Consider the following 5,849-nt stretch of genomic DNA (forward strand, 5'->3'; position numbering starts at 1 on the left):
AATGTTTCGTGTGAAATTACAATAATATTAAATGAAATTTTAACCCAAAAATGGTCAACCTATATCAGGATAATACAATTTAACAATGTCGGAATTTATTACAGCCTTTTGTCAGAAATATTGCGGTAGCTTCTTAAAAACAATATCTTTGCAAAATGAAATTAATTGACGAAATAAATAAAAGGAGAACTTTTGGTATTATCTCCCACCCCGATGCTGGTAAAACAACCTTAACAGAAAAATTACTGCTTTTTGGAGGAGCCATACAAGAAGCGGGTGCAGTGAAATCAAATAAGATTAAAAAAGGCGCAACCAGTGACTTTATGGAGATTGAGCGTCAGAGAGGAATTTCTGTAGCGACCTCTGTTTTGGCATTTGAATACCGCGATATTAAAATAAATATTCTAGATACACCTGGGCACAAAGATTTTGCCGAAGATACCTTTAGAACCCTTACCGCCGTAGATAGCGTTATTGTAGTGATTGATGTTGCCAAAGGAGTCGAAGAGCAAACCGAAAAACTAGTAGAGGTTTGTCGCATGCGTAACATCCCTATGATTGTTTTTATCAATAAAATGGACCGGGAAGGAAAAGATGCTTTTGATTTGCTAGATGAAATTGAGCAAAAACTTCACCTAAGAGTTATTCCGTTGAGCTTCCCTATAGGAATGGGATACGACTTTAAAGGAATTTATAACATTTGGGAAAAGAACGTCAATTTATTTACCGGCGACCCTAGAAAAGACATTGAAGATACCATAGAAATTTCTGATTTAAGTAATCCTGAATTGGATGACCTTATCGGAAGCGATGCTGCCAATGAATTAAGAGAGGAGGTAGAACTAGCACAAAGCGTTTATCCTGAATTTAGCAAAGAAGAATACCGCGACGGAAAATTACAACCCGTATTTTTTGGTTCTGCTTTAAATAACTTCGGAGTTAGAGAGCTTTTAGATTGCTTTATTGATATTGCTCCTTCGCCAAGACCTAAAGAAAGCACTACCAGAATTGTTCATCCAGAAGAAAAGGATTTTACCGGTTTTGTATTTAAGATTCATGCCAATATGGATCCTAGACACCGAGATCGCCTGGCATTTATCAAAATTGTTTCAGGTAAGTTTGAGCGTAACGTGCCCTATTTACACGTAAGACATGGTAAAAAATTAAAATTTAGTAGTCCCAATGCTTTCTTTGCGGAAAAGAAAGAGATTGTGGATGTTTCTTATCCTGGTGATATTGTGGGACTTCACGATACCGGAAACTTTAAAATTGGAGACACCCTAACTCAAGGCGAAGAACTGAGTTACAAAGGGATTCCGAGCTTCTCTCCAGAGCATTTTAGATACATCAACAATGCAGATCCTATGAAGTCTAAGCAATTAGAAAAAGGAATTGACCAGTTGATGGATGAAGGAGTAGCGCAATTATTTCGTTTAGAACTGAATAACAGAAAGGTAATTGGTACAGTTGGCGCGTTGCAATATGAAGTGATCCAATACCGACTAGAACACGAATACGGAGCTAAATGTACCTATGAGAATTTAAAAGTGTACAAAGCCTGCTGGATAGAGCCCGAAGATCCAAAAAGCGCTGAATTTGCCGATTTTAAACGCGTGAAAAGTAATTACTTGGCTACAGACAAACGCGGACAATTAGTCTTTCTAGCGGATTCTCAATTTTCATTGCAAATGACGCAAGAAAAATACAAGAACATTAAATTCCATTATACTTCTGAATTTAAGTAGATAAGTTAATTTAAGTCGTAACCGACTAAGATGTTAGACCGCTTTCCGCCCGAATGAACTCTTTCAGACGGGCTCGCCCGAATGGTACAGGCGGGTGCTTTTAGATAATAGAAGTTAGATTTTATATATAAAAAGCCATTAACTTAAAATAAGCTGAGATGCTGAACCAAGTTCAGCATCTCAGGAAATCTGTATAATTTCTAAAAATCTAAGCGATACACGAAACTGTCACCCTGAATTCATTTCAGGGTCTCTTTCTTATTTAGATTTTTTACATGCTTAGAATTCTGGGATTAACATCTAAACTGACTTTTTAACCAGTCTCCTAAATTTTATTGTTTTAGCATTTTCTTGACACTTTCTCCTGTCTCACTTTTAATCTTTACAAAGTAAATACCCGCTGGCAACTGCGAAACATCATAAGTGCTTTGAGCTTCTTTAAAGCCTAACACTTCTTTTCCGTTAACGGAAAAAATACGCAGCGATTTAATGTTTTTACCAGATTCTACCTCTAACTGAAAGTTATTAGTTACAGGATTAGGATAAAGATGAACCGCTACTTTTTCTTTATTCGCCACTGCTAGTTGTTCGTTGCGGTAAATGGCTTGGTCCCCATTGCCGTTGGTAATTGTTAAGACAATATAATTGGGTTGAGTGGTAAAGGCGTAAGAAAATGGATTTGGGTGACCATTATTGAAGTCATAAAACTCAGAGATATAAGTGGTATCAAACAGATCAGCATTTGGAACACTTGGACATTCATTAGGTGTTAGTACAGAGTCAATAATAGAAAATTCATAATTTGCGTCATTATACGTAAGTTCTCCATTGATGTCCCAACAAGATTTTAACAAAAAATTATATGTTTGGTTGTAATTAAAATCATTGTTAGGTTGCAAGTTTTGAGGAGGAAATACATCGTTCCCATTAATGACCAGTTTTTCTAAATACCAAATATGATTTTCTAAGGGCGCTATTTGTGCTAAGCTATTAAAGCTTAACATGCAAATAATTAGTTTTATTATAATTTTCATGATTTTAGCTTTTATTGGATGATTAAATTTTTAGTTTCTATAATCTCACCATCACAAGATAGGGCGATTACATACGTACCTGCTGGGTAAGATGAGACATCAATGTTTAAGTTATTATTGCTTACATTAAGAATGTAATTATTACTCACCGCCGTTTGTGTAGAGGTAATACTTAGATAAGCTGAAGTTGCTCCTTGGGTTTGGTAAGCTACCTGCACTTGATTGTTAGCAGGGTTTGGGCTTAAGCTTTGTTAATGCATAAGGGCTTTCTACGGCAATAAATGCATAATCTTTATAACCATCCGCTTCTGCAATGATTTCGAGTTTGTACTCTTGCGTTATATTACTACTTAGGGCTAACTGTTCGCCAGTATGTAAAAGATTTCCATCCACATCGTACCAATTGTAAACAGCAGTTTCATTAATAGTAGTGGCCTCTAATAAAGATGAATTGTTTGTTTCATTGCTTTCAGCTTTAAAAAACGGGCGTTTATTGTTGGGTTTAATTTCATAACTTTCTGTTCCTGTTGTTTTACTTGTAGCACTTTCAATCTGCCTTACATGATATAGGTACGTTAACTTATGGGTAGGTTCCTCGGTTAAAAAATTGAAGCTCATACTAATCTTTCCCCATTCACCTCCTGGAAACTTCAAATTTTTAATACTAGCCGGACTATCGTTTATTAGCAATTTTTTATCTTCTTCATTAGCAATTTTTAATCCCGATCCCTGACTACCTCCATCAACCCAAAGATTCCAGACTGCATCATCTAAGGTAACATAAACCTCTGCTTCATTATGAATAGGATGTGGATCATTTTTTGGAGCTGAGAATTCTATTTCAGTAAGTTCCGGTAATTCCTTTACTGGGTTACCCACTAAAATTGTGGCACCAGGATTCTTACCTGTAATTTGATTGATGTCCACTAAACTTAAATTTTTGCTAGCAATGTTATTATTACGGTAAACATTGTTTAGACCTAAATGCTCATCAAAAGTCATGGGATCATCATCAGAAATAATTCTTGCTAATACGCAAAAATGCCAAGGATTATCGAGGCCGGTATAATTATTAGGATTGGGTGGTTGCCACTCAAATTCTATAATGGTAGATTCACCAGGAGTTAAGCTGGGGATGGTTTTTTCTGATATTGGATTAATTTCATCACCTAATAATAAACTACCATTATCATCAGTACTACCATCCCACAGATCTGGCCATCCTAAAGCGGTATTCGCTTTGGCCCAATGTACTTTTAATTTTGCATTATCCGATATGTCTAAAGTTTCACAACTTTTATTGGTTACCTTAACATAAATATAAACGGAGGAGTTTGTATTATATTCAGGGTTTTCGTGTACTTGCACTAACTTCCCATCAGGTTGATTACGCACCCAAATGTCTGGACTGTTCCATAAGACAGGACCAGAGTCTACATCGGGTTCTGCTCCCTTGTCTTCTTCCGTATTTCTAATCGTTAAATCCAATCCTGAAGTAGGATTGTATAAACATTTGGCTTGTAAAACTGCTGCATAGGCATTAACACGCCCTGCACCTAATAATCCAATATAGGGTGCATTTTCTGGAATTTGGTAAATGTCTACTGCAGTATCCATTAAAATTTGCTTTACTTGATCTGGAGTAATCGTAGGATTAACATCATACATTAGAGCAGCTACACCGCAAACGAAAGGCCCCGAAAAAGATGTACCATTACCTGTCTCATATTCATTTGCTCTAGTAGTAGTAGGTATAAAATAACCAGGAGCAACAATATCTATTTTATCATTATGGGTAAAAGTAAAATTATCATCCCCCACGATATATTCATGTACATCTTTCCAACCAATTTGATAACCTTGTGGGTCTACATAACCATGATCACTGTGATGACCTACAGTACTTACGGAAATAACATGATCATAAGAAGCTGGATAAACATATTCATTTTGACCAGAAGCACCATTACAACTATTTTTCCAATTACCGTTTCCCCCTGCTGTAATTGTGGTAACTCCATATTGTTCCCAAATTTCTTGAAAAACTAATGCATCTGCTTCAACATAGGAACAACCTCCAAGTAAACTTGTTGTTAAAACTTTAATCTCGGGATGATTTTGTACCAAAAAAAGCATTTGTCTAACATAGGTATTTGCATTATCAAAATTAAAATCTTGCGATAATGGTGCATTTCCACTATATGCTGTAATTAAACTAGTATTGTAACCTATTGCAGCAATACCAATATTATTGTCTGTGTCAGCGGCAGCACTTCCCGCTACTTTTGTTCCATGGGGATATGGTGCACTACCATTATGTATATCTCCATAATGTTGAGTTATTTTGTTAACTAAATCTGGATGATTTATATCAAAATGAGAATCTACAATTCCAATAACAATATTTGTATCACCTTTTGAAATATTCCACGCTTGGAGTGCATTAACTAGGTCTAAATGCTTAAAATTGCTTACAGGCGCATAGGTATTCAAACCATAACCACTTAAACTTGGGGAAGTCATACCTGTAGTGCCATCATAATCATCTGGAACACTCAAATTTCCATAATTTAAATCTCCTAAAAAGTCTACTTGAGTTACATTTGGTAACCGAGATAATTCACTTTGTAGATCTTCAGAAGTAAGTCCAACCAAATAAATGCGTTGTAACCGCTCTGTTAAAGCACCAGGAAAAGCTTTTTTATATACATATACATTTTGATCATTAATAAATGTATTGTAATAGGGATTCTCAAATGTCAGGGTTAAAATTTGACTTTCTCTATCTCTAGATTTTGTAAGGAATTCTAAATCGCCAGCTTCCTTTTCTTCCACATAATAATAATAAACATCTGGGTAAGTTTCTTGTGCCCAAATTGCGGAGCTAGCTAACGTAAATAAGTAAATTTTCTCATAATTCATTATATTGGTTATAGTTATGTTAAATATAGATAAAATATGTTAATAAAAAAATTATATAATAACTTTAAGACAAATAAACTACCTCGGGGCAAGCCCACGAGGTATTAAAATAATTTGAGCTGTCCAGAATAGATTTTCTTATAATCTT

At 35.3% G+C, this 5,849-nt stretch carries 4 protein-coding genes; 1 reads left to right on the forward strand and 3 read right to left on the reverse strand.

Annotated elements, in window-relative coordinates:
- Positions 1-155 precede the first annotated feature (155 nt).
- Positions 156-1,745 (forward strand): peptide chain release factor 3, encoded by a 1,590-nt coding sequence (locus RLT85_RS14870; protein WP_311402835.1) that lies wholly within the window; start codon positions 156-158, stop codon positions 1,743-1,745.
- A gap of 332 nt (positions 1,746-2,077) precedes the next feature.
- Here RLT85_RS14870 and RLT85_RS14875 read toward each other — a convergent pair whose 3' ends face one another.
- Genes RLT85_RS14875 through RLT85_RS14885 form a run of 3 tightly spaced genes read right to left on the reverse strand, consistent with a single transcriptional unit; the run spans position 2,078 to position 5,701 of the window.
- A complete protein-coding gene (locus tag RLT85_RS14875) occupies positions 2,078-2,779 on the reverse strand; it encodes a T9SS type A sorting domain-containing protein (RefSeq protein ID WP_311402836.1) in 702 nt (233 codons plus the stop codon).
- 11 nt (positions 2,780-2,790) lie between these two features.
- Positions 2,791-2,997 carry a T9SS type A sorting domain-containing protein gene (locus RLT85_RS14880; protein WP_311402837.1) on the reverse strand — a complete coding sequence of 69 codons (207 nt, stop codon included), beginning with the start codon at positions 2,995-2,997 and terminating at the stop codon, positions 2,791-2,793.
- Positions 2,998-3,004: 7 nt separating this feature from the next.
- Positions 3,005-5,701, reverse strand: coding sequence for a S8 family peptidase (locus tag RLT85_RS14885; RefSeq protein ID WP_311402838.1), 2,697 nt, complete (start codon positions 5,699-5,701; stop codon positions 3,005-3,007).
- Between the last annotated feature and the right edge of the window lie 148 nt (positions 5,702-5,849).

The organism is Mesonia ostreae (genome assembly GCF_031845265.1).
Classification (GTDB): domain Bacteria; phylum Bacteroidota; class Bacteroidia; order Flavobacteriales; family Flavobacteriaceae; genus Mesonia; species Mesonia ostreae.

Bases quoted from the DNA above. Each gene is read 5' to 3' on its own strand.
- RLT85_RS14875 (WP_311402836.1), bottom strand. From the start codon at position 2,779: ATGAAAATTATAATAAAACTAATTATTTGCATGTTAAGCTTTAATAGC.
- RLT85_RS14885 (WP_311402838.1), bottom strand. From the start codon at position 5,701: ATGAATTATGAGAAAATTTACTTATTTACGTTAGCTAGCTCCGCAATT.
- RLT85_RS14870 (WP_311402835.1), top strand. From the start codon at position 156: ATGAAATTAATTGACGAAATAAATAAAAGGAGAACTTTTGGTATTATC.